This is a genomic window from Streptomyces malaysiensis subsp. samsunensis (assembly GCF_024519315.1).
In the GTDB taxonomy this organism is placed as follows: domain Bacteria; phylum Actinomycetota; class Actinomycetes; order Streptomycetales; family Streptomycetaceae; genus Streptomyces; species Streptomyces malaysiensis.
Genome location: NZ_JANIIC010000034.1, coordinates 23,481 through 47,540, shown reverse-complemented (window position 1 = coordinate 47,540; position 24,060 = coordinate 23,481). Strand labels below are relative to the sequence as shown.

Here is a 24,060-nt window from a genome sequence, read left to right as displayed (position 1 = left end):
CCCGCGAGTGGGGGCGGCCTCGAATGAGAGCTTATTGCTATCGCGTCTCACGGTGCGCGGTGTGCGCGTTGCAACGCGGGCAGTGCTTCTTGATCTCAAGACGATCCGGGTCGTTGCGCCGGTTCTTCTTGGTGATGTAGTTCCGCTCCTTGCACTCCACGCAGGCCAGCGTGATCTTCGGGCGGACGTCGGTGGCAGCCACGTGAGTGCTCCTTGACGAACGGGCTAGGGGATTAACGCAGAAAGAGTAGCCGATCGAAGGACCGACCCCGCAATCGGCTACTGTCAGTAGCGGTGACCGGACTTGAACCGGTGACACAGCGATTATGAGCCGCTTGCTCTACCGACTGAGCTACACCGCTGCGATGCGAGTGACTCCCCGTTCAACCAGCGTAGCGGAACGGGAAGCCGCACACATCAGAGCCCCAATACGGAATCGAACCGTAGACCTTCTCCTTACCATGGAGACGCTCTGCCGACTGAGCTATTGGGGCGAGCGATGAAGACATTACACGGTCGGCCGCCGAAGGTGAAATCCGTATCGGCCCCTCGTCACCCTGGGCTCAGGCACCACACCGGTACGACTATTCGGCTCCTCCGCGAAGCCGCCCCCACCGCGTCCTAGGCTTCGGATCGCACCCGCGTGATCTTGGCTGCGCACGCATCCGACGCGTGCCCGGCGCGTCATCCGTCGAGTCACCCGTCGCGTGGTCGGAGCGTGCTCGGCGCGTTACCCGTGGCGCCATGGCGTCACCGACACCGCCCTCGTCACGCATCCGTCGCGCGCCCCCGTGCGCCCGCGTACGCCCCGCGAATCCCAGGAGTGCGATGCCCGAGAGCCAGCAGCAGCCGCAGCCTCAGCAGCCGCCCAGGAACGGCGGCGCGGCCCCCGGCGAGCCCAGCGCGCTGGTGCTCGGCGGCGTCCGGCTCGCCGACGGGCGCACCGTGGACGTCCGGCTCAGCGGCGGGCGGATCGAGGCCGTGGGCACGGCGGGCAGCCTCGTCCCCGGCACCCGGCTGGACCTCGGCGGCTATCTGCTGCTGCCCGCCCCCGCCGAACCCCACGCCCACTGCGACACCGCCCTCACGGCCGACACGGCGGGCCCGGTCCCGTACGCCCCCGGCGACGTCCAGCGCCGCACCGTCGAGGCCGCCCTGCTCCAGCTCGGCCACGGCGCGACCGCGCTGCGCACCCATGTCCGCATCGGCGGGGTGCACGGACTGCGCTCCCTGGAGGCGGTCCTGGAGGCCGGGCGGGCCCTGCGCGAGCTCACCGAACTGAGCGCGGTGGCGGTGCCCCGGGTGCTGACCGGCACCGCCGGGGCGGACGGTCTGGCGGTGCTGCGGGACGCGGTGGGGACGGGCGCGTCGGTCATCGGCGGCTGCCCCGACCTCGACCCGGATCCGACCGGCCACGCCGAGGCCGTCCTCGACCTCGCCGCCCGCCACGGCTGCGCCGTCGATCTGCATACGGAGGGTGACGATCCGGCCCGCCTCGCCCGGCTCGCGGCGATGGCCGGGGGGCTGCGGCCGGGCGTCACCATCGGCCCCTGCGGCGGGCTGTCCCGGCTGCCCGCGGACATGGTGGGGAGGGTCGCCGAGCGGCTGGCGGCGGCCGGGGTGACCGTCGTCTGCCTCCCCCAGGGCGACTGCTCCGGGCTGGAGCACCAGGGCGTTCGGGGAGCGCGCACCTGCGCCTGCGCGCCGGTGCGGCTGCTGCGCGCCGCGGGCGTCCGGGTGGCCGCGGGCAGCGGGGCGCTGCGGGACGCGGTCAACCCGGTGGGCCGCGGCGATCCCCTGGAGGCCGCCTTTCTGCTGGCCTCCCGGGGCGGGCTGCCGCCGGAGGAGGCGTACGAGGCGGTGGCCGGGCGGGCCCGGTCCGCGATGGGGCTCCCCGAGGTGCGGGTGGAGGCCGGATTCCCGGCGGAGCTGCTCGCGGTGCGCGGGGACGGCCTCGCGGGGGCGCTCTCGCTCGCGTACAGCAGGGTCGTGGTGCACCGGGGCCGGGTGGTGGCCCGTACCAGCGCGGTGCGGGAGTACTGCGACTCGGCGGCCGCGGTGGCGCTGGATCTGCCCCGGCAGACGCGGCCGCAGAGCGGCGGCGAGCAACAGTAGGCCCCCACGGCGTACGGTCGGGATCATGCGCATTGTCATCGCTGGTGGACATGGACAGATCGCGCTGCGGCTGGAGCGGCTGCTCACCGCGCGCGGAGACGAAGTGGCCGGCATCATCCGCAAACCGGAGCAGGCGGGCGCCCTGCTGGTGTCGGACACCGAACCGGTCGTCCGCGACCTCGAGACGGCCTCGCTGGAGGACGTGGTCAAGCATCTGGAAGGCGCGGACGCGGCCGTCTTCGCGGCCGGTGCGGGCCCCGGCAGCGGTGTCGCCCGTAAGGACACCGTCGACCGCCGGTCCGCGGTGCTCTTCGCGGACGCCGCCGAGCGGGCCGGGGTCCGGCGGTTCCTGATCATCTCCGCGATGGGCGCCGCCCATGAGCCGCCACCGGACACCGAACCGGTCTTCGCCGCCTATCTGCGCGCCAAGGCCGCGGCGGACGACGACATCCGCGCCCGGGCGGGCCTCGACTGGACCGTGCTGCGTCCGGGCCGGCTGACGAACGAGCCGGGCACCGGCCGGGTGAAGCTGGCCGAGCGCACGGGCCGTGCCGAGATCACCCGCGACGATGTGGCCGCGGTCCTGGTCGCTCTCCTGGACGAGCCCCGTACGGCGGGCCACACGCTGGAGCTGATCAACGGCGACACGCCGGCGGCGGAGGCGGTGGCGGCTGTCGCCGAACAGGGGTGAGGACACGGGTCGGGCGATCGGTTCCGGCTGCCGAGTCCTGCGGCCCGGCCGCGATTCCGGCGGCTGACCCCGGCGGTTGATCGAGGCGGTCGCTTCCGGCCGTGGGTCCCGGCGGTCGGTCCGGGGCTCCGTTCCGGAGGCCGACCTCGGTGGCCGGTTCCGCCGTTCGACTTCGGCGGTCGGCTCGGCTCCGGCCCGACCGCTCAGAAGTCCACCCGGGCCGGGGCGTCGGCCCGGGCCACGGACTCCTGGGCGTACTGCCGCTCGTACGCCGTCCGGATCCGTTCGATCCGCGGGTCCCGCGTCCCCGCCTCCGAGGCCGGATAGAGCAGGATCACCTCGTACGAGCGCTCCCGCTCGATCGTCCCGTTCCGGTCCCGCCACTGGCCCCGGCCGTCGTGGATCGTCAGACCGCCGGGGAAGCGCGGGGTGATCTGCCGGTTCACGAAGGCCAGGAACCGCTTCTCGGTGACGGGCAGCCCGCCGTCGGAACGCTCGGTGCCGAAGTAGAGCCGGGTCTCGACGTACGGCTCGCCCCGGCCCACGGCGCCTGAGGCCGCCGCGGCGGGCGGGTCGTCCAGCGCGGCGTACGTGGCGACGGGGGCGGCCGTGGCGAGGGCGAAGGCCGCCCCGACGGCGGCCTTACGGAGGCGTGGCTTCGTGGTCGGCGGAGTCGGCACGCGTGGCTTCGCAGTCGGCATCGTCCGATCGTCCCGACGCCGCGGACTCCCGGGGAAGAGCGCCTTACGGGCACATCCGTATGAGGCGCGGGCGCCAGGCACGGCGAACGCGCCCGGGCACACTTCAGCGCGCCCCGGGCGTACACGTGCGGGAACGGGACTTTCTCTTGTTGGTTGAAGCGATCCGCCCTACTCTGCCGCCACCGAATCTGACGAACCGTCAGATCAACGGAATGGACAGGATCACCACGAGGAGACCGGGGAGATGGCGAGATGACCGGCGAGACGAACGGCACGACCGAGCTGCCCCTGGTCATCAGCGTCGATGACCATGTGATCGAGCCCGCGCACCTCTTCGAGACCTGGCTCCCGGCCAAGTACCGGGACCGCGGCCCCAAGCCCCTCACGGCCGGAATCGGCGAACTGGCCTACATCGGCGGCAAGTACAAGTTCACCACCGACCCGGAGGGCCAGCAGACCGACTGGTGGCAGTACGAGGGCGACCTCTTCCCCTACAAGCGGATCATCGCCGCCGTCGGCTTCTCCCGCGACGAGATGACCCTCGACGGCATCACCCGCGAGCAGATGCGCCGCGGCTGCTGGGACCCCAAGGCCCGCCTGGCCGACATGGACCTCAACCATGTCGAGGCGTCACTGTGCTTCCCGACCTTCCCCCGCTTCTGCGGCCAGACCTTCGCCGAGGCGCGGGACAAGGAGGTCGGGCTCGCCTGCGTCCGCGCGTACAACGACTGGATGGTCGAGGAGTGGTGCGGCGACAGCGGCGGCCGCCTGATCCCGCTCTGCCTGATCCCCCTGTGGGACATCGACCTCGCCGTCCAGGAGGTGCGCCGCAACGCGGCCCGTGGCGTCCGCGCGGTGACCTTCAGCGAGATCCCCACCTACCTCGGGCTCCCCAGCATCCACAGCGGCTACTGGGACCCCTTCTTCGCCGAATGCGAGGCCACGGGGACGGTCGTGTGCATGCACATCGGCTCCTCGTCCCAGATGCCCGCCGCCTCCCCCGACGCCCCACCGGCCGTCCAGGCCGCCCTGAGCTTCAACAACGCCATGGCCTCGATGATGGACTTCCTCTTCAGCGGCATCCTGGTCTCCTTCCCGCGCCTGAAGCTGGCCTACGCCGAGGGCCAGATGGGCTGGATCCCCTACGCCCTGGAGCGCGCCGACGACGTATGGGAGGAGCACCGTGCCTGGGGCGGCGTCCGCGACCTCATCCCCGAGCCGCCGTCCACGTACTACTACCGGCAGATCTACTGCTGCTTCTTCCGCGACAGGCACGGCGTCGCCTCGCTGGACACGATCGGCGTGGACAACGCCACCTTCGAGACCGACTACCCCCACGTCGACTCCACCTGGCCGCACACCCGCCGCATCGCCGCCGAGCATGTGGCCGGGCTTCCGCCCGAGACCACGTACAAGATCCTCCGCGGCAACGCGATCCGCATGCTGGAGCTGGACCTCGACCGGCGCGGCTAAGCCGTGCGCGGCGGCTCCGGCGGCTCACTCGTGCGCGGCTGGTCCGAGCCGCAGTAGCGGCATTTGCGCGCGGCCTCGGGGATGTCCTCGGCGAGGCACTCCGGGCAGGTCTTCACCGGGCCGGGCTCGCCGAACGCCTCCACACCCCGGCGGGCCTGGGTGAACTTGTAGGGCATGACGATCAAGAAGTAGATGACGGCCATGAAGATGATGAAGTAGATCAGGGCGGAGATGAACGACCCGATGTTGAGGTAGGTCGTGTTGTTCCCCTGGTCTCCGAGCTGCCAGCCGAGTCCGGCCGACTTGCCGCCCTGGAGCCGGGCGACGACCGGGTTGATCACGGAGTCGGTGAACGCCTTGATCAGCGTCGAGAACGCCAGCGCTGTGACCAGGCCGACGGCGACAACGATGACATCACCGCGCATGAGGAAGTTCTTGAAGCCCCTGAGCACGATCCGCCCTCTCTGTCCTTATATGGGGGAATCACCACCCTAGGAGCGGCCCTACGGAGCCCACGGCGCGCCACACGGGCGGCCGCCCGTACGGCGGCAGGCCCCCGCGCATACGCGAGTGGAGGACCGACGGCCCACGGACCGTGAGCCACGGCGCGCACCCGGTTTCCCAAACGACTTAAGCCACGCAATGAAATAAGCCGGGTCGCGAGGATTGACGTCCTTCGCCCGGCCTTGAATCATTCAGTCACCGAGCACCGTGACCACACCGGTGCTCCGGTGCGACCTGGCCGTGAACACACCGGCCACCGGGCTCGCTCCGCACCCTTCACGGCCGTGACCGCACCGGCCGACCCTGTCCTCAGAGGAAGGCATCGACGCTCATGAGACCTGTCAGGACCCTGACAAGACCCCGCTCTGCGCTCCACCCTGGTGGGCGCCCTCACAGCGGTCGCGGTGGCCGTCGGCCCCTGGCTGACTTCGCCGGCGGGCGCCCAGGTGGCCCACACCGGCTCGGCCTCGGCGGGCGAGACCGTCAACATCTACCTGACCACCACCTCCGGCTCGGACGGCCGTACCGTCGTCAAGGGCCTGGAGCGGCAGACGCCCATCACGTTCACAACGGGCGGCGGGGGCAATGTCACGGTCGACGAGTCCCGGACGTACCAGGAGTTCTCGGGCGCGGGCGCATCGTTCACGGACACCGCGGCATGGCTGTTCAACAGCAGCGGCGCGCTCAGCCAGGGCACCCGCGACGAGGTGATGCGCAAGCTCTTCTCCCCCACCGACGGCATCGGTGTGAGCTTTCTGCGAAACCCGATGGGCGGCTCCGACCTCGCCCGCTTCGGCTACACCTTCGACGATGTACCGGCCGGACAGACCGACCCCGGCCTCACCAGATTCTCGATCGACCACGACCTGGCCGACGTCCTGCCACTGACCCAGCGGGCCAGGCAGCTCAACCCGGCGCTGAAGGTCATGGCCTCACCGTGGACCGCCCCCGCCTGGATGAAGGACAACGACCAGCTCAACCAGGGCTGGCTGGAGGCCCAGTACTACGGCACCTACGCGAACTACTTCGTGAAGTACCTCCAGGAGTACAAGAACCGCGGGGTGCCGATCGACTACGTGACCGTGCAGAACGAGCCCACCTGCTGCGCCGGCTACCCGTCGATGCAGTGGAACGGCTCCGGACTCGACTACTTCACCAAGAGCGAGCTGCTGCCCAAGCTGGCGAACGCGGGCCTGAGCACCAAGGTGCTCGCCCTCGACTGGAACTGGGACCAGTGGTCGGGCTACGGCGCGCCCGTCGTGGACGACGCCGCCATCCGCAACCACCCCAACTTCGGCGGCATCGCCTGGCACGGCTACGGCGGCGACGTCCGCCAGCAGACGACCGTCCACAACCAGTACCCCGACGTGGACGCCTTCGACACCGAGCACTCCGGCGGCACCTGGATCGCCAACCAGCAGAAAGAGGACATGCACAACCTGATCGACTACACCCGCAACTGGGGCAGGAGCTGGATCAAGTGGAGCCTCGCGGTCGATCAGAACAACAAGGGCCCCCACAACGGCGGCTGCTCCACCTGCACCGGCCTGGTCACCGTGCACAACGGCGACAGCCAGAGCGGCAGGGTCGACTACACCGTCGAGTACTACACGATGGGCCACCTCACGAAGTTCGTGAAGCCGGGCGCCCGCCGCATCGACTCCAGCGCCGGCTCGACCGTCCCCAACGTGGCCTGGAAGAACCCTGACGGCTCCAAGGCGCTGATCGCCTACAACGACACCGGCGGCCAGCAGACGCTGAAGGTCAACTGGGGCGGCCAGTCCTTCACCTACCAGCTCCCCGCCGGGGCCTCCGCCACCTTCACCTGGACCGGCAACCAGGCGTAGGCGCGGCGCCGGTACGCGGCCCCGCTCGCACGCCGATGGCCCCTGACCGCGCGCCCGAGGCTCAGGGGCCATTCCCTCGGCGTGGCGACGCCAGGATCCGGGCCCGGGCGCCCCGTCCGATGACGGTGTCGCGGAGCGAGGCCGCCAGTACGGCGCCCACCATGGGTGCCGGCAGATAGACCCAGAGGAAGTCGAGGCGGCCCTCGACGATCGCCGGTCCGAACTGGCGGGCCGGGTTGACCGAACCGCCCGTCGTGGTCCCCAGCAGCGCGATCGCCGCTCCGATCAGGAATCCGACGAGCCAGGGGACCAGCGGCACCAGCCTGGGCACCGCGAGGAAGATCCCGACGAGGAGGACGATGACGCCCATGGACACGGCCTCCGCCGCGAACAGCGCCCCGGCCGGCCGGCCCCGGCCGGGCCGCAGCGCGGCATCGGCCACCGGCGGTCTGCCCGCGGCCGGCCCCCATACGGCACGGCCCGCGAGTGCGCCGAGCAGGGATCCGGCCAGCTGGGCCGCGATATAGGGCACGACTGCCGTACCGGGGAGCAGCCCGAAGCGCCACATGGCGATCGAGATGGCCGGGTTGATATGTCCGCCCGATGCCTTCCCGCCGGGGCTGACGATGAGCCCGGCGAGGAGGAGGCCCACGCATCCGCCGATGACGAGCAGCTGCATATGTATCTGCTGGACCACGGCCGACACGGGCGACGGCCCCGCCACCCAGCGCACGATCGTGACGACGCCGAAGAGCAGCACGAACGTCAGGAGGAACTCCAGGGCACTGTTCCGGCCCACCGTCCGCCAGGTGACCGGCCCGGCCGGGACGAGGTCGGCCGGCGCGTCATGGGGTCCGGCGGCGTGATCCATGGTGGCGGCCCCGCGCGAGGGGTGGCTGTGCCGAAGCCGGTCCCGAGGCACCGGTTCAGACACACCGGTTCAACCGGTCGACGGCACCGTTCAGGGAGACCGGGCGGACCGGGTTCAGGGGCACCGTTTCAGAGGCACCGGGGGCACCGGTTCAGGGGCAGATGACCACCTTGCCCCGTACCCGGTTCTCCACCGCGCGGTAGGCGTCCACGCTGTCCTCCAGGCTGTAGCGGCCGGCGATGGACTGGGGCCGGAAGTCACCGGAGTCGAAGAACGGGGCGAGCCGCTGGAGCCGTGCGCCCGATTCGACGAGGTCGTAACGCGTGCTGTTGCATCCGTAGACCCGGGTCTCGTTGCGGTACAGCTCGACCAGGTCGATCTCCACGGTCGGCGGGCCCACGGAGCTGATCACCACGAGCCGGCCCCGGTGGGCCAGCGAGGCCAGCGCCGTCGGTGTGGTGACGCCACCGACCGCGTCGTACACCACGTCCGCGCCCTTGCCCGCGGTGACCCGCTTGATCTCCGAGGCGGCCTCCTGAGGGCTTCCGCCGAGCGCGACGAACTCCCTGATGATCGCCGCGGCCGGGGTCCCCTCGGCGGGGCGGACCCGGTCCACGCCGATCACCCAGGCGCCGAGGGTATGGGCGACCTGCGCGACGGCGGCGCCCACCCCGCCGGAGACGCCGAAGACCGCGATGGCCTCGTCTTTGCCCAGTTCGGCGGCCTCGACGGCACCGAGCCAGGCGGTGATGAAGCTGACCCCCACGGTCGAGGCTTCGTCGAAGCCCAGCCGCTCGGGCTTACGGGCCAGCGCGGCCGCCGGAATGTTGATCATCTGTGCGTGTGAGCCATCGCGGGTGAACCCGACGTCCCCGCCGGTGCCCCAGACCTCGACACCGACCCAGTCGGGCGGCCCGTCGACGACCACGCCGGCGAAGTCGCGCCCGGGGATGCGGGGAAGGGTCGTCTCCTCGAACCCGCCGGCGATGTTCACCAGGTCCGAGCGGCTCACCGAGGCCGCCTTGACTTCGATGACGGCTTCACCGTCGCCCGCGGCGGGGTCGGGCACCTCGGCCAGGCCCAGGACCTGGAGATCGCCGAAGCGGTCAAAACGCAGAGCACGCATGATGGCACCTCTCTCAGTCGGATTGGTGATCGACTCGCCATTGCGGCAGGTCCCCCTCCACCGATCATCACGCGCAACCGCGGCGCCCGCAGAACAAGGCTCGACCCGGGCCCAGCCATAAACGAAAACGGCCCCCGACCGCGTTTCCGCAGTTCAGGGGCCGTTTCTTTGGCGTGGCGGCGCCAGGATTCGAACCTGGGTAGGCTAAGCCGACGGATTTACAGTCCGCTCCCATTGGCCACTCGGGCACACCGCCTGGGATATGGCCAGGTGCTCCGCTTTCGCGTCGCTGTTCCCTGGCAACGACGTAAACAATACCTGATGCCCAGGGGTGCTTCGCCACCCGGTTGATCGCCGCTGGATCATGGCCGAGATCGCTAGGCTGGCCGGAGCGGTCCGCTGGACCGTGCCACTGACGGATCTACGTACGAGGAGCCAACTCACGATGGCCGACTCCAGTTTCGACATCGTCTCGAAGGTCGAGCGGCAGGAGGTCGACAACGCTCTGAACCAGGCGAGCCGCGAGATCTCCCAGCGCTATGACTTCAAGAACGTCGGCGCCTCGATCGCATGGTCGGGCGAGCGGATCGAGATGCGGGCCAACTCCGAGGAGCGGGTCAAGGCGATCCTCGACGTCTTCCAGTCCAAGCTGGTCAAGCGCGGGATCTCGCTGAAGGCCCTGGACGCGGGCGAGCCGCAGGCGTCGGGCAAGGAGTACAAGATCTTCGCCTCGCTCCAGGAGGGGATCTCGCAGGAGAACGCGAAGAAGGTCGCCAAGATCATCCGCGATGAGGGGCCCAAGGGCGTCAAGGCGCAGGTGCAGGGCGAGGAGCTGCGGGTGACGTCCAAGAGCCGGGACGATCTCCAGGCCGTGATCGCCCTGATCAAGGGCAAGGACCTCGACTTCGCGGTGCAGTTCGTCAACTACCGGTAGGCGGACCGCCGAGTACGGCACGCCGGGGCCCCGGCCCCGGCGTTCGTGTGTGCGGCGGTGTCGGGTCACGACGAGCCGTCGCCGCCGTTGGCAGCAGCGACCAGCCGGTCGCCCCGGCTCTCCGCGATCCGCAGGGCGTCGCGGAGCGTTTCCGTCAGCCGGTTCGCCAGGTAGCGGAGCTCTCCCGGGCCCGCCTTACGGTCGTCGAGCAGCGCGCGGGCGTGGTCGAGCAGTGCCGTTCCCATATGCAGATGCAATGCCTCGACCTCGTCCGCCCTCCGGCTCAGGTAGCTGTCGCCCCCGTCCGTTGCCAGGTAGCACGGTTTGCCGTCCGGAGTGGTCCAGGGCAGCAGGCGTAGTGGTGGTGCGATATCGCGGGCGATGCGGTCCGGCATGGTGGTCTGCTTCCGTCGTGAGTGCGTGACTCCATCGAAAAGGCTCCGTTGACCTCATGGAGGGGCCGCCCAGGGGGCCTGGGAGGGGCCAGACTGGGACGGGAGGGGGGCCAGGATGAGCAATGACCGGCGCATGTGGTTCGGCACCTATCTCGCACGCCTTCGGCGAGCCACGGGGCGGAGCCAACGGCAGTTGGCGGAGCGGCTGTGTGCGCTGTCCGGGCTGGACTCCGTGACGCGGCACGAGATCTCGCGGTGGGAGCGGGGGGCACGGGTGCCCGATGCGTGGCTCGCCACTCTGGCGCAGGCGCTCGGTGTGCCGACGGGCGGGCTGGAGGCGGCCGCCGCCTACGCCCGGGGCGAGACGGACACCGCACCCGGCGGGCCGTCGCCCTCCCTGGCCGAGCTGCTGCCCCCGGGCGACCCGCTGGCACCGCTCAGGGGGCGGTCCGGACGGCGTGTCGGGGCGGAGACGGTGGGCCACCTCGCGGCGCGCGTGCACGGGCTGCGCCTGGCCGACGATGTGCTGGCGGGCGGAGACCTCATCGGCCCCGCCTTCCGCGAACTGGGCGCGGCCATACGGCTGTACCGGGAGACCAGCCACACCGAGGACGTCGGCAGCGCGCTCCTGGCGCAGATCGGCGAGCTGGCGCAGATCGCCGGGTGGATCGCGAGCGACGCCGGTCGCCACGAGCAGGCGGAGCGCGCCTACACCACCGGGATCTCGGCCGCGCGGCAGGCGGGCGACGGGCCGCTCGTGGCCCATCTCGCGGGCAGCCTCGGCTACCAGTTGAGCAACACCGGGCGGGAGCGTGAGGGCCTGGGTCTCGCTCTCGCGGCCGTCGAGGAGGCGGGCGCGGGGGCACCCGCCAAGGCCAGGGCGCTGTTCCTCGACCGCGTCGCCTGGGCCCACACCCGCGCCGGGGAGGCGCCGCCCGCCGTCCGAGCGCTCGGTGCGGCGCACGACGCCCTGTCGGCGGACGACGGCGCCGAGGCGCCCCAGTGGGCCTACTGGGTGAGCCGCGCGGAGCTGGAGGTGATGGACGCCCGGGTGTTCACCGAGCTGGCACGCCCGCTGCATGCCGTTCCGCTCCTCACCGATGTGCTCGCCCGGTACGACGCCACCCACGCGCGGGAGGTCGCTCTGTACCGCTCATGGCTGGCCGTCGCCCTCGCCGACGCCAACGAGCCGGAACAGGCCGCCGCCGAGGCGCGGCTCGTTCTCACGGCGTCCGCCGACGTGGCGAGTGAGCGGACCACCGAGCGCTCCCGCGTCGTACTGCGCCGACTGCGCGGCTTCGAGGACGTACCCGAGGTACGCGACCTGCTGAATGAGCACGGACGGCTGCTCGCCGGGTGATCGGGGTGATCAGGGGCGTCAGCGCTGGCCGAAGGGCTGGTCCGTGGGGACGATCTCGTGGCCCAGGGGGGCCAGGGAGATGGGGATGAGCTTGAAGTTGGCCAGGCCCAGGGGGATGCCGATGATCGTGATGCACAGGGCGATCCCGGTGAGGACATGGCCGAGCGCCAGCCACCAGCCCGCGAGGATGAGCCAGAGGACATTGCCCACGCAGGAGGCGGCCCCGGCGTCGCGGCGGAGGACGACGGTGCGGCCGAAGGGCCACAGGGCGAAGGCGGCGATGCGCCAGGAGGCGATCGCGAGGGGGATGCCGATGATCGTGATGAAGAGGAGGGCCCCGGCGAAGAGGTAGAGGATCGCCATCCAGAAGCCGGAGAAGATCAGCCAGATCAGGTTCAGCAGCGTTTTCACGGTTGGGGTCCTGCCATCTGCTCGAGTCGGGCGATGCGCTCCCGCATGGGCGGGTGGGTCGAGAAGAGCTTGGCGAGACCGACGCCACCGCCGAACGGGTGGGCGATCATCATATGGCTGGCGGTCTCCAGACGGGGCTCGGGCGGCAGCGGAAGCTGCTTCGTGCCGACCTCCAGTTTGCGCAGGGCGCTGGCGAGGGCCAGGGGGTCGCCGGTGAGCTGGGCTCCGGAGGCGTCCGCCTCGTATTCGCGGGATCGGCTCACGGCGAGCTGGATGATGGAGGCCGCGAGCGGGCCGAGGATCATGATCAGCAGCATGCCGAGGAAGCCGGGGCCCTCGTCGTCGTCGGACCGGCCCATGGGGATCAGCCAGGCGAAGTTCACCAGGAACATGACGACGCTGGCGAGCGCGCCCGCGACCGAGGAGATCAGGATGTCGCGGTTGTAGACATGGCTGAGCTCATGGCCGATGACCCCGCGCAGCTCGCGCTCGTCCAGCAGCCGCAGAATGCCGTCGGTGCAGCAGACCGCCGCGTTACGGGGGTTGCGGCCGGTCGCGAAGGCGTTGGGGGCGTCGGTCGGGGAGATGTAGAGGCGGGGCATCGGCTGGCGCGCGGCCGTGGAGAGCTCGCGCACGATCCGGTACAGCCCCGGTGCCTCGAACTCGCTGACGGGGCGGGCGCGCATGGCGCGCAGGGCGAGCTTGTCACTGTTCCAGTAGGCGTACGCGTTGGTCCCGAGGGCGACGATGACCGCGATGATCAGCCCGGTGCGGCCGAAGAGGCTGCCGATGAGGATGATGAGCGCGGACAGACCACCGAGAAGTACGGCGGTCTTGAGCCCGTTGTGCCGGCGGTGCACTGTGTGCCCTCCCGTTGTGCCGCAGGGGAACGCTTTGCCTGGTGTCTCCACCTTCCAGTGGACCCTCCTGAAAAAGTCAACGCCAGGCGAAGGGCACCAGTTCCCTTGTGCACACGGGTGCGGGGGCGCGGCGGCCGCCGGAAGGGGGCGGCTAGAGCAGGGTGCCCGAGGCGAACCGCAGAACGAGCTGTGGGGCGCCGGAGAGCGCGATGCCGATGACCGCGGTGAGGCCGATGGCGGCCGTAAGGGGGACGGCGCGGGGGCGGGCGACGGCCGCCCCGGCGGCGGGCACGGGCTCCGCCGTCCCGCCGGGTACGGACTCCGCCGCGGCGGAGTGCTCGGGCGCGCGGAAGAGCACCGCCGTCCACTGGAGGTAGTAGTAGAGCGCCATCACCACGTTGAGCGCCATCACCACCGCGAGCCAGCCCAGCCCCGCGTCCACGGCCGCCGAGAAGACGGTCACCTTGGCGAAGAGCCCGATGATGCCCGGGGGCAGCCCGGCCAGGCACAGCAGGAAGAAGCCGAGCGCCAGGGCGGCGGCCGGGCGGGCCGCGTACAGGCCGCGGTAGTCGGTGAGCCGGTTGGCCGGGCTGGTACGGGCCACCAGGGCGGCCACCGCGAAGGCACCGAGATTCACGGCCGCGTACGTCAGGGCGTACGCGACGGTGGAGCCGATGGCGCGGGAGGCGTCCTTCGCGGAGTCGGCGTAGCCGGCCGCGGCGATGGGGACCAGCAGATAGCCCGCCTGGGCGACGGAGGACCAGGCGAGCAGCCGTACGGCGCTGAAGGCGCGCTCCGGGCGCTGGCGCAGCGCCGCGGCGTTCCCCGCGGTCATGGTGAGGGCGGCGAGGACGGCGACGGCCGGGCCCCACACATCCGCGTACGCGGGGAAGGCGAGGACGGTCACCAGGATGAGGCCGGAGAACCCGACCGCCTTGCCGACGACGGACAGATACGCCGCGACGGGCACCGGCGCGCCGACGTAGGTGTCGGGCACCCAGAAGTGGAAGGGCACGGCGGCGGTCTTGAACGCGAAGCCCACCAGGGTCAGCACGACACCCGCCTGGGCGAGGGTGTCGAGCCGCGGGTCGACATGGGTGAGGGCGCCGGCGATCCGGGACAGATGGAGGCTGCCGGTGGCCGCGTAGACGAAGCTGACGCCGAGCAGCATCACGGCGGTCGCGGTGACCGAGGAGAGGAAGAACTTCAGCGCGGCCTCGGAGGAGAGGCGGTCGCCGCGGCGCAGCCCGACGAGGGCGAAGGCCGGGAGCGAGGCCACTTCGAGGGCGATGACCAGGGTGGCAAGATCGCGGGCCGCGGGCAGCAGGGCGGCCCCGGCCGCGGAGGACAGCAGCAGGAACCAGAATTCGCCCGCGGGGAGTTTGAGGTCGTCGAGGGCGCTGAAGGACAACAGCGCGGTGAGCAGCGCCCCGCCGAGCACCAGGAACTGGATGACGAGGGCGAAGGTGTCAGCCGTGTAGCTGCACGCGTGGGCGCCGGTGGTCAGGCAGAAGGTGGAGCGGTCGCCGTCCAGCAGCGGCAGCAGGGAGAGCGAGGCCAGGGCCAGTCCCGCTATCGCTCCCCAGCCCAGCAGGCGCTTTCCGCGCTCGGACAGGAAAAGGTCCGCGACGAGGACGGCGAGGCCGGTCAGGGCCGCGATGGTGGGCGGTGCGACGGCGAGCCAGTCGACGGACTGGACGAGGCTCGTGGCGAGGCTCGAGGAGTTGGCAGTCATCGGTTGCCTCCCGCGAGGAGCTGCTGCACGGCCGGGTCGGTGAGGCCGAGGAGGGCCGCGGGCCACAGTCCGGCGAGGACGGTGAGGGCCACCAGGGGGCTCCAGGCTGCGAATTCATGGCCGTGGACGTCGGCCAGGGCGGGCCGCCCGGCCCCGGTCCCGGTGCCGGGCTCGATCGGCTGGTCGCCCATGCAGACGCGCCGTACGACGACGAGCATGTAGGCGGCGGTGAGCAGGGTGCCGACGCCGGCGAGCGCCATATAGGTGAGGAACGCCGGGCGGCTGAGCCCGTCGGCGGGGTCGAAGGCGCCGAACATGGCGAGCATCTCGCCCCAGAACCCGGCGAGTCCGGGCAGCCCCAGGGAGGCCACGGCGCCGAAGGCGAGCAGTCCGCCCAGGCGCGGCGCCCGGCCGTAGAGGGCGGCGCCGCTGGTGCCCGCGAGCTGGTCGAGGTCGGTGGTGCCGGAGCGGTCCTTGAGGGCGCCGACGAGGAAGAAGAGCAGCCCGGTGATCAGGCCGTGGGCGATGTTGGCGAAGAGCGCGCCGTTCACCCCGGTGGGGGTGAGGGTCGCGATGCCGAGCAGGACGAAGCCCATATGGCCGACGGAGGAGTAGGCGATCAGGCGCTTGAGGTCGCCCTTGGCGCCGGTGGATTCAGAGAGCGCGAAGCCTCCGTTGAGGGTGGTGGTGGGAGACGGGAGGGCCAGGGCGAGGCAGGCGAGGGATCCGTAGATGATGCCGACCACGGCGAACGCGGCGAGGTAGGGCGCGTAGGTGTGGGCCGCCTCGGGGGTCATCGGCAGCACGATGCGGACCAGCCCGTAGGTGCCCATCTTGAGCAGCACGCCCGCCAGCAGCACCGAGCCGACGGTGGGAGCGGCGGTGTGGGCGTCGGGCAGCCAGCTGTGCAGCGGCCACATGGGGGCCTTGACGGCGAGTCCGACGATGATGGCGAGGGCCGCGATCAGCTGGGTGGTGTGGCTGAGCCCGGAGCCTTTGTCGGTGGCGAGTGCCACCATGTCGAAGGTGCCGCCCTCGAGCCCGACGAGGAGGAGGCCGAGCAGCATGACGACGGAGCCGAGCAGGGTGTAGAGGATGAACCGCCAGGCGGCACGCTCCCGTTCGGCGCCTCCCCACCGGTTGATGAGGAAGTACATCGGGATGAGGACCATCTCGAACGCCAGGAAGAACAGCATCAGGTCCAGCACCGCGAAGCTGGCCAGGGTGCCGGACTCCAGGAGCAGCAGCAGCGCGACGAAGGCTTTGGGGGACGGCCCGGAGGGCCGGTTGAAGTAGGTGTAGAGCGCGCAGAGGAAGGTCAGCAGCGCGGTCAGCACCAGCAGCGGCAGCGAGACGCCGTCCACGCCGAGGTGGACGCGGATGTCCAGGGCGGGGATCCAGCCGATGTCCGTCTGGGCCTGCATCCTGGCCGGGTGGTCGTGGTCGAATCCGGCGGCCAGGGCGATGGCGGCGGCGAGCACCACTCCGGTGACGGTCACACCGTGGCGCAGCACGGCCTGGTCGGGCCCGCGGCCGCGCAGCCCGGGCGGGGCCGGGAGCAGGGCGGCGGCGCTGCCGAGCAGGGGGAGCACGACCGCGGCGGCGAGGAGGAGTTGCTGGACGGTGTGGTTCACGGGTCAGGCTCCCGCTGCGACGAGGACGGCGGCCACGGCCAGGACGAGGGAGCCCGCGAGCAGCGCGCCGAGGTAGGTCTGCACATTGCCGGTCTGGGCGCGGCGGACGGCCGCGCCGAGCAGCCGGGGCGCACCGCCCGCGCCGCGTACGTACGTCTCGACGACCTCGCGGTCGAGGAAGCGGACGAGCCGGGCGGCGGCCCGCACGGGCCGGACGAACAGGGCGCTGTAGACGGCGTCGAGGTGGAAGCCGACGGCCGCGTGGCGGTGCAGCGGGCCCAGGAGCAGCCGCCCGGGGTCGGCGGGGTCCCTGGCGCCCGCGATGGAGCCGTAGGCCGCCTCGTGGGTGGCGATGGCCTCGGCCTCGGAGACGGCGTCGGCGGCCTCGGGGTGGGCGGCCACCGCGCCGAGCGGCACACGGGCGGCCCGCGCCGCGCTGTGCCGCCAGGCGGCGTACATGACGAGGGCGCCGATGAGGGCCGCCCCGGTGCCGAGGACGGATGTGGTGAGGGTCGGGGTGAGGGACTCGCCGTCGAACCAGTCGGGCAGCCTGCCGTAGGCGAGGCCGAGGGCGGCCGTGGGGATGAACAGCGCCCACAGGACGGCGTTCATGGCCACCGGCTGCTTGCCGTGGTCGGGGGCGGGCTCGCCCCGGCCGCGGAAGGCGAGCAGCCACAGCCGGGCCGCGTATCCGGCGGTGAGCAGCGCGGTGAGGAGCCCGGCGAGGAGCACGGTCCAGCCGACGCCCGCCGGGACGCCTGAGGTGTGGCCGGTCGCGGCGTGCTCGGCCGCGCCGAGGACGGCCTCCTTGGAGAAGAAGCCCGCGAAGGGCGGGATGGCGGCGAGCGCGAGGAGCGCGACCGTCATCGTCCAGAAGGCGTCGGGGATGCGCCGGGTGAGGCCGCTCATCCGGGACATCGCGGCGAGGGAGTTGCTGCCGGCGGCATGGATCACCACACCGGCGCCGAGGAAGAGCAGCGCCTTGAAGGCGCCGTGGGTGATGAGGTGGAAGACGGCGGCGCCACGGTCGTCGACGGCCAGCGCGCCCGTCATATAGCCGAGTTGGCCGACGGTCGAATAGGCGAGGACGCGTTTGATGTCGTCCTGGGCGAGCGCGGCGAGCGCCGAGCCGACCATCGTCACGGCCGCCATGACGGCCAGTACGGCGAGCGCGGCGGAGGAGGAGGCGAAGACGGGCAGCAGCCGGGCCACGACGAAGACACCCGCGGCGACCATGGTGGCCGCGTGGATCAGCGCGGAGACCGGGGTGGGGCCCGCCATCGCGTCCGGCAGCCAGGTGTGCAGCGGGAACTGCGCGGACTTGCCCGCGACCCCGGCCAGCAGCAGCAGCGCGATCAGGGTGGGGTGGTCCAGCGGCACCCCGGCGGTCTCGGAGGTCAGCCGGGTGTGGATCTCGCTGATCCGGAACGTTCCGGTGTCGCCCGCGAGCGCGAAGATGCCGATCAGGAACGGGACGTCGCCGAGCTTGGTGACCAGGAACGCCTTGAGGGACGCGGAGCGCGCGGCGGCGGTCTCCCAGTAGTGGCCCACCAGGAAGTACGAGCAGATGCCCATGATCTCCCAGCCGACGAGCAGCACGATCAGGTCGTCGGAGTAGACGACGAGGAGCATCGCGGCGGTGAAGAGGGAGACCAGGGCGGCGTAGGAGGGGTAGCGGGGGTCGTCCCGCAGATAGCCGGTCGAGTAGATCTGCACACAGCTCGCGACGACGGCGACGAGGACCGCGACCAGAGCGGCGAAGCCGTCGATGTGCAGGGCCAGGTCGACGGGGATCGAGCCGGTGTCGGCGAGCCGGGTCGCGGCGGTGAGCGGGGCCGTGCCGCCGCCCGCTCCCCCGCCCTGGCGTACGGCGACGAGCACGGCGAGCGCGGCCGCGGCGAGGGTGGGCAGCACCGCGACGGGGCGGACGAAACCGGGGGCGCGGCGGCCCACCAGGAGCCCGGCGGCGGCGCCGAGGAAGGGCAGGAGGGGGACGAGAACGGCGGCGGTCGTGGTCGTCACGCGGTCTGCCTCCGGACGCGTCGTGCCTGGTCGGCGTCGTTGTCAGTGGGGGCTGCCATGCTGTCGTCCATCGGGTCCTGGCCGGCTGACGGGGGGTCGGCCAGGTCCCGGAGCTTGTCGACGTCGGCGGTGCCGCGGTTGCGGTGGACGAGGAGGACGATGGCGAGGCCGATGCCGATCTCGGCGGCGGCGATGGTGATGGTGAAGAGGGTCAGCGCCTGGCCCGTGTGCAGGGTGTCGCGGAGCCAGACGTCGAAGGCGACGAGATTGAGGTTGACGGCGTTGAGCATCAGCTCGACCGACATCAGCACCAGGATCGCGTTGCGGCGGGCGAGGACGCCGTACAGCCCGGTGCAGAAGAGGAGGACGGCGAGCACGGCGGGGTAGGCGAGATGCATCAGCGCTGCTCCTTGCCGAGGCCGGCGCCCGGGCCACTGTCGTGGCCGCTCTTGCGGGACAGGACGATCGCGCCGACGAGCGCGGCGAGGAGGAGGACGGACAGCGCCTCGAACGGCAGCACCCAGTGGCGGAAGAGGCTCTCACCGGAGACGGCGGTGGAGCCCTGGACGCCCTTGTCCAGCTCGATCCAGGTGGTCCGGAAGGCGTCCACGACCACCCACACCAGGACGCCCGCGGCGGCCACGGCCACGGCGAGCGCCACCGGGCGGTTGCCCGAATCGGCGTCCGGGGAGCGGCCGATGGGCGCCTTGGTGAGCATCAGCCCGAAGAGGAGGAGGACGACGACGGAACCGACGTAGATCAGCACCTGCACCCAGGCGATGAACTCCGCCGTGAGCAGGAGGTACTCCACGGCGAGGCCGCCGAGCGCCACCACCAGCCAGAGGGCGGCGTGCACCAGTTGCTTGGTGGTGACGGTGAGGACGGCCGCGCCGAAGGTCGCGATGCCCACGAGCAGGAAGGCGATCTCGACGCCGGTCGGCGACAGGAACCCGTGGCCGGTGGCGGCCAAGTGGACCGCAGGGCTCACGAGGCGGCTCCGTTCCCGTTCGCGGTTCCGCTCTCGGTTCCGCTCTCGGTTTCGTTCTCGGTTTCGTTCTCGGTTTCGTTCTCGGTTTCGTTCTCGGTTTCGTTCGCGGTTCCGCTCGCGTCGGTCCCGCCGGATCCGCGCTCGGCCTCGGCCTGTGCGGCCTCGGCGGCTTGCGCGGCAGCGGCGGCGGCCTCGGCGGCGAGCTTGTCGGCGGCCTTACGGGCGGCGGCGATCTCCTTGGGCTCCTCCGCGCGCGGGTCGAGCGCGGGCGGCGCGGGCACCGTCCACATCCACTCGCGGAGCTTGTCCCGCTCATGGGTGAGATCGCGGATGTCCTCCTCCGCGTACTCGAACTCCGGCGACCAGAACAGCGCGTCGAAAGGACACACCTCGATGCAGATACCGCAGTACATGCACAGCGCGAAGTCGATCGCGAACCGGTCCAGCACATTGCGGCTGCGCTCGCGCCCGCCCGGGGCGGCCGGGGGGACGGTCTCCTTGTGCGAGTCGATATAGATGCACCAGTCCGGGCATTCGCGGGCGCACAGCATGCAGACCGTGCAGTTCTCCTCGAACAGCCCGATCACACCGCGGGTGCGGGGCGGCAGCTCGGGCTGCGCGTCCGGATACTGCGCGGTGTGCGACTTCCGGGTCATCGTGCGGAGGGTGACGGCCAGGCCCTTGGCCAGACCGGATCCGGGGATGCCCATCAGGAGATCACCACCTTGACGACGCCGGTGAGGGCGATCTGGGCCAGTGAGAGCGGAATGAGGCAGGTCCAGGCGAACCGCTGGAGCTGGTCCTCGCGCAGCCGCGGATAGCTGACCCGCAGCCAGATCACGACGAAGGCGAGGACGGCCGTCTTCAGCAGGGTCCACAGCCAGCCGAGGCCGTCGGCGAACGGACCGTGCCAGCCGCCGAGGAAGAGGACGGCGGTCAGCCCGCACAGGATGACGATGCCCGCGTACTCGGCGAGCAGGAAGAGCGCGAACCGCAGCCCGGTGTACTCGGTGTACGCACCGAAGATGATCTCGGAGTCGGCGATCGGCGCGTCGAACGGCGGGCGCTGGAGCTCGGCGAGACCGGCGGTGAAGAACACCACCCCGCCGACGATCTGCCACGGCACCCACCACCACTCGAACGCGTCGAGGATGCCCGGCAGCGAGACCGTGCCCGCCGCCATCGCCACGGAGGCGGCGGTGAGCAGCATCGGCAGCTCGTACGCCATGAGCTGGGCGGCTGTACGCAACCCCCCGAGCAGGGAGAACTTATTCGCCGAGGCCCAGCCCGCCATCAGCGAACCCAGCACCCCGACGCCCATCACGGCGAGCACGAAGAAGATGCCCGCGTCCAGGACCTGGCCGACGGCGCCCTCGGCGGGGCCGATCGGGATCGCGACGAGGACGAGGAGGTACGGCAGCAGCGCGACGGCGGGCGCGAGCTGGAAGATCCGCCGATCGGCTCCGGCCGGTACGACGTCTTCCTTCTGCGCGAACTTCACCCCGTCCGCGACCAGTTGGGCCCATCCGTGGAAGCCGCCCGCGTACATCGGCCCGAGGCGGCCCTGCATATGGGCCATGACCTTGTGCTCGGTCTGCCCCACGAGCAGGGGCAGCACGAGAAAGGCGAGCAGGAGGGCGAGCAGTCGCAGCGCGACGTCGAGGACGTCGTTCACGCGGTGCCTCCTGGCTGGTCGTCGGAGTCGTCGTCGGAGTCGTCGTCGGGGTTGTCGTCAGGGGTGGTGTCCGGGGTGGCCGGGGTGCCGGGTGCGTCGGGCTCGGGAGCGGGTTCGGGTTTCGCACCGTGTGTGTCTCCGGCTGCCCCGGTCTCCGCTTCCGGTTCCGGTGCCCGCGGCTCACGCGGGGACTCGGCGTCCTCGTCCCGCGCGGGGCGCGCGTGGTGCCAGGGGGCGTCGGACGAGCGGCGCTGCGGCGCGGGACGCCGGGGGCGGTCCGGGGCCTCGGCCGCCGACGGCTCGGCGGCGGACGACGGCTCAGCGGCGGACGGCTCGGCGGAGGCGGCCCGCTCACCGGCGGCCGCGTCCGTGGCCGGGGCTTCGGACGCCGCCTCCGCACCCGCCGAACGCTGACTCGCCGAACCCTCGCCCGCGCTGCGGGAGCGCCGTGCCGGGCGGTCGGCCGCCGGGGCGGGGGACTCCCCCGCCGCATCCGCCGCACCCGCCGCACCTGCCGCACCTGCCGCACCTGCCGGACGCTGGCTCGCCGAACCTTGGCTCGCGCTGCGCGCACGCCGCGCCGAGCGGTCGGCCGCCGGAGCCTCCGCTGCCTGCGCGCCCGCGGCCTCCGGGCGCTGGCTCGCCGAGCCCGCCGTCGCGCTGCGGGTGCGGCGGGCGGGGCGTTCGCCCGCGGCGGCGCCCGCCGCGCGGGCGCCCCGGGCCGGACGGGCAGGGGCAGCGGGCAGCTGACCCTTGAGGGGCCCCCATTCGTTGGGGTCGGGGACGCCGGGCGGCAGCATCTGCCGGCGCTTGGGGCCGTGGCCGGTGCCCGACTCCCCCGGCTCCTTCGCGCCCGGCCATGCCTTGACGACCCGGGCCGCCAGCACGAAGTCCTTGCGCAGCGGATGCCCCTCGAAGCCGTCGGGGAGCAGCAGCGGCGCGAGATGGGGGTGGCCCGCGAAACCGATGCCGAACATCTCGTGGGTCTCGCGCTCATGCCAGGCCGCCCCGGCGTAGACGCCGGTCGCGGTCGGCAGCGCGGCCACGTCGTGCGGCACGGTGGTACGCACCAGCAGACCCCGCACCGCGAGACCGGCCCCGGTTCCGGCCGCGCCCCCGGCCCCCGGGGTGCCGAGGGCGACGACGCGCGCGGCCACCCGGAAGCCGGTGCCCGGCTCGTCGACCGCGCTCAGCCAGTCGAAGTAGGTGCAGCCGAGGGTGTCGCGGGCCGTCTCCAGCGACGCGATCCAGGAGTCCGCGGGAACGTCGACGGTCAGCAGTCCGTACGCCTCCTCCGCCGTGGCGCCCTCGCCGAACAGCTCGGCGGCGGAACGCGGCAGCCAGCCCACGGGCGGCGCGGCCTCCACCGCGGCCTCCGCCTCCGCGACCCCAGCGGCCCCCGCGACCTCCGCCGCCCCGTTCGGCTCCACCGTCTCGTTCGGCTCGTTCGCCTCGTTCCGCTCGGTCATGGCGTGTCTTCCCGCTCCGGAGGCGTGACCAGCCCGCTGCGCAGCGCGGCCGCGGACGGACGGCCCGAGGCCGCGGAGGCGGCCTCCCCGGAACCGCCCCCGGAATTCCCGTACCGCTCACCCAGCGACTCGCGCGCGATCTTCTCCTGGAGCTTGAGGATGCCCTGGAGCAGCGCCTCGGGCCGGGGCGGGCAGCCGGGCACGTAGACGTCGACGGGGATGATCTGGTCGACGCCCTTGGTCACGGCGTAGGAATCCCAGTAGGGGCCGCCGCAGTTCGAGCAGGCCCCGAAGGAGATCACGTACTTCGGCTCCGGCATCTGTTCGTACAGCCGCTTCACCGCGGGCGCCATCTTGTCCGTGACCGTGCCGGAGACGACCATCAGGTCGGCCTGGCGCGGTCCCGGCGCGAAGGGGATCACGCCGAGCCGGATGAAGTCGTGCCGGGCCATCGACGCCGCGATGAATTCGATGGCGCAGCAGGCGAGGCCGAAGTTGAAGACCCACAGGCTGTAGCGGCGGCCCCAGTTCAGGACCACCTTCATCGGCTCGGGGGCCAGCCGGGCCAGCGTGCCGAGACGGCGCGGCTCCGGCAGGTCCACGGGCGCGGGCGCGGGGACCGGCGCGGAGGCCGGTATCGATACCGGTGTCGATGTCGGTGTCGGCGTCGGCGTCGGCGTCGGGTTCGGTGTCACGTCCACTCCAGGACGCCCTTCTTCCATGCGTACAGCAGACCTACGGCGAGGAACCCGAGGAAGATGAACATCTCCACCAGCGTGGTGGCTCCAAAGCCGGGCGCCGCGAAGACCGTCGCCCACGGGAACAAGAAGATCGAGTCAACGGCGAAAATCACATAGAGAAAAGCGTAGACGTAATAGCGGACCTGGGTGTGGGCCCAGCCCTCGCCCACGGGGTCCACTCCGCACTCGTAGGTCAGCAGTTTCTCCGGCGTGGGCACGACAGGCCGCAGCAGCCGCCCGGCCCCGAAGGCCACGGCGACGAAGATCACGCCGATCGCCGCCAGCAGTCCGACCACCGCATAGCCGTGGAAGTAGTCGGCCGCGAGCTGGACGCTGGTGGTGCGTACGGTCGTCGCCTCCGGCACGTCCGCCCCTCGCTCCCTGGTCCTCTGGTTCCTTGTCCGCTCCTCGTCGACCCCGCGTGTTCGACGATCCGTACGGACGGGAAGTCTAGGGCCTGCCGCCGCCGGGCAGGGCGGCCCGTCCGCGATGCGGGGGGCTATCCCCAT

General features: G+C 71.7%; 23 protein-coding genes, 3 tRNA genes and 1 pseudogene. 6 read left to right on the top strand and 21 right to left on the bottom strand.

All coding sequences use genetic code 11. The annotated features are described in order from the left end of the window. Positions 1-37: 37 nt before the first annotated feature. The 3 genes from rpmG to NQU54_RS26740 all read right to left on the bottom strand — a co-directional run bounded on the left by rpmG (position 38) and on the right by NQU54_RS26740 (position 494). The gene (gene rpmG, locus NQU54_RS26750) at positions 38-202 is read right to left on the bottom strand and encodes a 50S ribosomal protein L33 (RefSeq protein ID WP_009715907.1); all 165 of its coding nucleotides are present in this window, start codon (positions 200-202) and stop codon (positions 38-40) included. A gap of 87 nt (positions 203-289) precedes the next feature. Further along, positions 290-362, bottom strand: a tRNA-Met gene (locus NQU54_RS26745). Between the two features lie 59 nt (positions 363-421). Further along, positions 422-494 (bottom strand) — tRNA-Thr (locus tag NQU54_RS26740). 334 nt (positions 495-828) lie between these two features. On the opposite strand from NQU54_RS26740, the gene NQU54_RS26735 reads away from it, so the two are divergent. Together NQU54_RS26735 and NQU54_RS26730 are read left to right on the top strand one after the other, a co-directional pair. Continuing rightward, complete coding sequence (locus NQU54_RS26735; RefSeq protein ID WP_257633348.1) at positions 829-2,115, top strand: amidohydrolase family protein; 1,287 nt, start codon at positions 829-831, stop codon at positions 2,113-2,115. Between the two features lie 25 nt (positions 2,116-2,140). After that, on the top strand, positions 2,141-2,806 hold the full coding sequence (locus NQU54_RS26730) for an NAD(P)H-binding protein (RefSeq protein ID WP_257633347.1): 666 nt from the start codon (positions 2,141-2,143) through the stop codon (positions 2,804-2,806). 203 nt (positions 2,807-3,009) lie between these two features. Here NQU54_RS26730 and NQU54_RS26725 read toward each other — a convergent pair whose 3' ends face one another. Beyond that, complete coding sequence (locus NQU54_RS26725) at positions 3,010-3,507, bottom strand: DUF3574 domain-containing protein (RefSeq protein ID WP_257633346.1); 498 nt, start codon at positions 3,505-3,507, stop codon at positions 3,010-3,012. Between the two features lie 252 nt (positions 3,508-3,759). Between NQU54_RS26725 and NQU54_RS26720 the strand changes: the two genes are divergently transcribed. Further along, a complete protein-coding gene (locus NQU54_RS26720) occupies positions 3,760-4,980 on the top strand; it encodes an amidohydrolase family protein (protein ID WP_257633345.1) in 1,221 nt (406 codons plus the stop codon). Here the strand turns inward: NQU54_RS26720 and NQU54_RS26715 are convergent. After that, positions 4,977-5,432 carry an MscL family protein gene (locus NQU54_RS26715; protein WP_257633344.1) on the bottom strand — a complete coding sequence of 152 codons (456 nt, stop codon included), beginning with the start codon at positions 5,430-5,432 and terminating at the stop codon, positions 4,977-4,979. The genes NQU54_RS26720 and NQU54_RS26715 overlap by 4 nt on opposite strands. A 279-nt stretch (positions 5,433-5,711) precedes the next feature. Between NQU54_RS26715 and NQU54_RS26710 the strand changes: the two are divergent. Beyond that, positions 5,712-7,328, top strand: a pseudogene (locus NQU54_RS26710) (glycoside hydrolase family 30 protein); the annotation flags it as partial. Positions 7,329-7,392: 64 nt separating this feature from the next. Here the strand turns inward: NQU54_RS26710 and NQU54_RS26705 are convergent. The 3 genes from NQU54_RS26705 to NQU54_RS26695 all read right to left on the bottom strand — a co-directional run bounded on the left by NQU54_RS26705 (position 7,393) and on the right by NQU54_RS26695 (position 9,584). Then, on the bottom strand, positions 7,393-8,202 hold the full coding sequence (locus NQU54_RS26705; RefSeq protein WP_257633343.1) for an MIP/aquaporin family protein: 810 nt from the start codon (positions 8,200-8,202) through the stop codon (positions 7,393-7,395). A 151-nt stretch (positions 8,203-8,353) separates the two neighbouring features. Further along, entirely contained in the window at positions 8,354-9,328 is a 975-nt protein-coding gene (locus tag NQU54_RS26700; RefSeq protein WP_257633342.1) for a quinone oxidoreductase family protein, read from the bottom strand. Positions 9,329-9,502: 174 nt separating this feature from the next. Next, a tRNA-Tyr gene (locus NQU54_RS26695) sits at positions 9,503-9,584 on the bottom strand. A gap of 189 nt (positions 9,585-9,773) precedes the next feature. Between NQU54_RS26695 and NQU54_RS26690 the strand changes: the two genes are divergently transcribed. Then, positions 9,774-10,262, top strand: a complete 489-nt coding sequence (locus NQU54_RS26690) for a YajQ family cyclic di-GMP-binding protein (protein WP_037963620.1) — start codon at positions 9,774-9,776, stop codon at positions 10,260-10,262. Positions 10,263-10,327: 65 nt separating this feature from the next. Here the strand turns inward: NQU54_RS26690 and NQU54_RS26685 are convergent, their stop codons facing one another. Beyond that, a complete protein-coding gene (locus tag NQU54_RS26685) occupies positions 10,328-10,657 on the bottom strand; it encodes a hypothetical protein (RefSeq protein WP_257633341.1) in 330 nt (109 codons plus the stop codon). A gap of 115 nt (positions 10,658-10,772) precedes the next feature. Between NQU54_RS26685 and NQU54_RS26680 the strand changes: the two genes are divergently transcribed. Next, the gene (locus NQU54_RS26680) at positions 10,773-12,017 is read left to right on the top strand and encodes a helix-turn-helix domain-containing protein (RefSeq protein WP_257633340.1); all 1,245 of its coding nucleotides are present in this window, start codon (positions 10,773-10,775) and stop codon (positions 12,015-12,017) included. An 18-nt stretch (positions 12,018-12,035) separates the two neighbouring features. Here NQU54_RS26680 and NQU54_RS26675 read toward each other — a convergent pair whose 3' ends face one another. The 12 genes from NQU54_RS26675 to NQU54_RS26620 all read right to left on the bottom strand — a co-directional run bounded on the left by NQU54_RS26675 (position 12,036) and on the right by NQU54_RS26620 (position 23,916). Continuing rightward, positions 12,036-12,428, bottom strand: coding sequence for a YccF domain-containing protein (locus tag NQU54_RS26675; RefSeq protein WP_257633339.1), 393 nt, complete (start codon positions 12,426-12,428; stop codon positions 12,036-12,038). Next, positions 12,425-13,288, bottom strand: coding sequence for a zinc metalloprotease HtpX (gene htpX / locus NQU54_RS26670; protein WP_257633338.1), 864 nt, complete (start codon positions 13,286-13,288; stop codon positions 12,425-12,427). Before htpX ends, NQU54_RS26675 begins: the two co-directional genes overlap by 4 nt. A gap of 151 nt (positions 13,289-13,439) precedes the next feature. Continuing rightward, the gene (locus NQU54_RS26665; RefSeq protein ID WP_257633337.1) at positions 13,440-15,023 is read right to left on the bottom strand and encodes an NADH-quinone oxidoreductase subunit N; all 1,584 of its coding nucleotides are present in this window, start codon (positions 15,021-15,023) and stop codon (positions 13,440-13,442) included. Beyond that, the gene (locus tag NQU54_RS26660; RefSeq protein ID WP_257633336.1) at positions 15,020-16,657 is read right to left on the bottom strand and encodes a complex I subunit 4 family protein; all 1,638 of its coding nucleotides are present in this window, start codon (positions 16,655-16,657) and stop codon (positions 15,020-15,022) included. Before NQU54_RS26660 ends, NQU54_RS26665 begins: the two co-directional genes overlap by 4 nt. A 3-nt stretch (positions 16,658-16,660) precedes the next feature. Continuing rightward, positions 16,661-18,679, bottom strand: coding sequence for an NADH-quinone oxidoreductase subunit 5 family protein (locus tag NQU54_RS26655; protein WP_257633335.1), 2,019 nt, complete (start codon positions 18,677-18,679; stop codon positions 16,661-16,663). Next, positions 18,676-19,077: an NADH-quinone oxidoreductase subunit NuoK gene (gene nuoK / locus NQU54_RS26650; protein WP_079258558.1), complete on the bottom strand. Its 402-nt coding sequence runs from the start codon at positions 19,075-19,077 to the stop codon at positions 18,676-18,678. Before nuoK ends, NQU54_RS26655 begins: the two co-directional genes overlap by 4 nt. Further along, on the bottom strand, positions 19,077-19,667 hold the full coding sequence (locus NQU54_RS26645) for an NADH-quinone oxidoreductase subunit J family protein (RefSeq protein WP_257633334.1): 591 nt from the start codon (positions 19,665-19,667) through the stop codon (positions 19,077-19,079). Before NQU54_RS26645 ends, nuoK begins: the two co-directional genes overlap by 1 nt. Further along, the gene (locus tag NQU54_RS26640; protein ID WP_257633373.1) at positions 19,664-20,380 is read right to left on the bottom strand and encodes a NuoI/complex I 23 kDa subunit family protein; all 717 of its coding nucleotides are present in this window, start codon (positions 20,378-20,380) and stop codon (positions 19,664-19,666) included. Before NQU54_RS26640 ends, NQU54_RS26645 begins: the two co-directional genes overlap by 4 nt. Further along, positions 20,377-21,342, bottom strand: a complete 966-nt coding sequence (locus NQU54_RS26635) for a complex I subunit 1/NuoH family protein (protein WP_257633333.1) — start codon at positions 21,340-21,342, stop codon at positions 20,377-20,379. The genes NQU54_RS26640 and NQU54_RS26635 overlap by 4 nt, the downstream gene beginning before the upstream one ends. Further along, positions 21,339-22,811: an NADH-quinone oxidoreductase subunit C gene (locus tag NQU54_RS26630; RefSeq protein ID WP_257633332.1), complete on the bottom strand. Its 1,473-nt coding sequence runs from the start codon at positions 22,809-22,811 to the stop codon at positions 21,339-21,341. The genes NQU54_RS26635 and NQU54_RS26630 overlap by 4 nt, the downstream gene beginning before the upstream one ends. Next, positions 22,808-23,512, bottom strand: a complete 705-nt coding sequence (locus NQU54_RS26625) for an NADH-quinone oxidoreductase subunit B (protein WP_257633331.1) — start codon at positions 23,510-23,512, stop codon at positions 22,808-22,810. The genes NQU54_RS26630 and NQU54_RS26625 overlap by 4 nt, the downstream gene beginning before the upstream one ends. Next, the gene (locus NQU54_RS26620; protein ID WP_257633330.1) at positions 23,503-23,916 is read right to left on the bottom strand and encodes an NADH-quinone oxidoreductase subunit A; all 414 of its coding nucleotides are present in this window, start codon (positions 23,914-23,916) and stop codon (positions 23,503-23,505) included. Before NQU54_RS26620 ends, NQU54_RS26625 begins: the two co-directional genes overlap by 10 nt. Between the last annotated feature and the right edge of the window lie 144 nt (positions 23,917-24,060).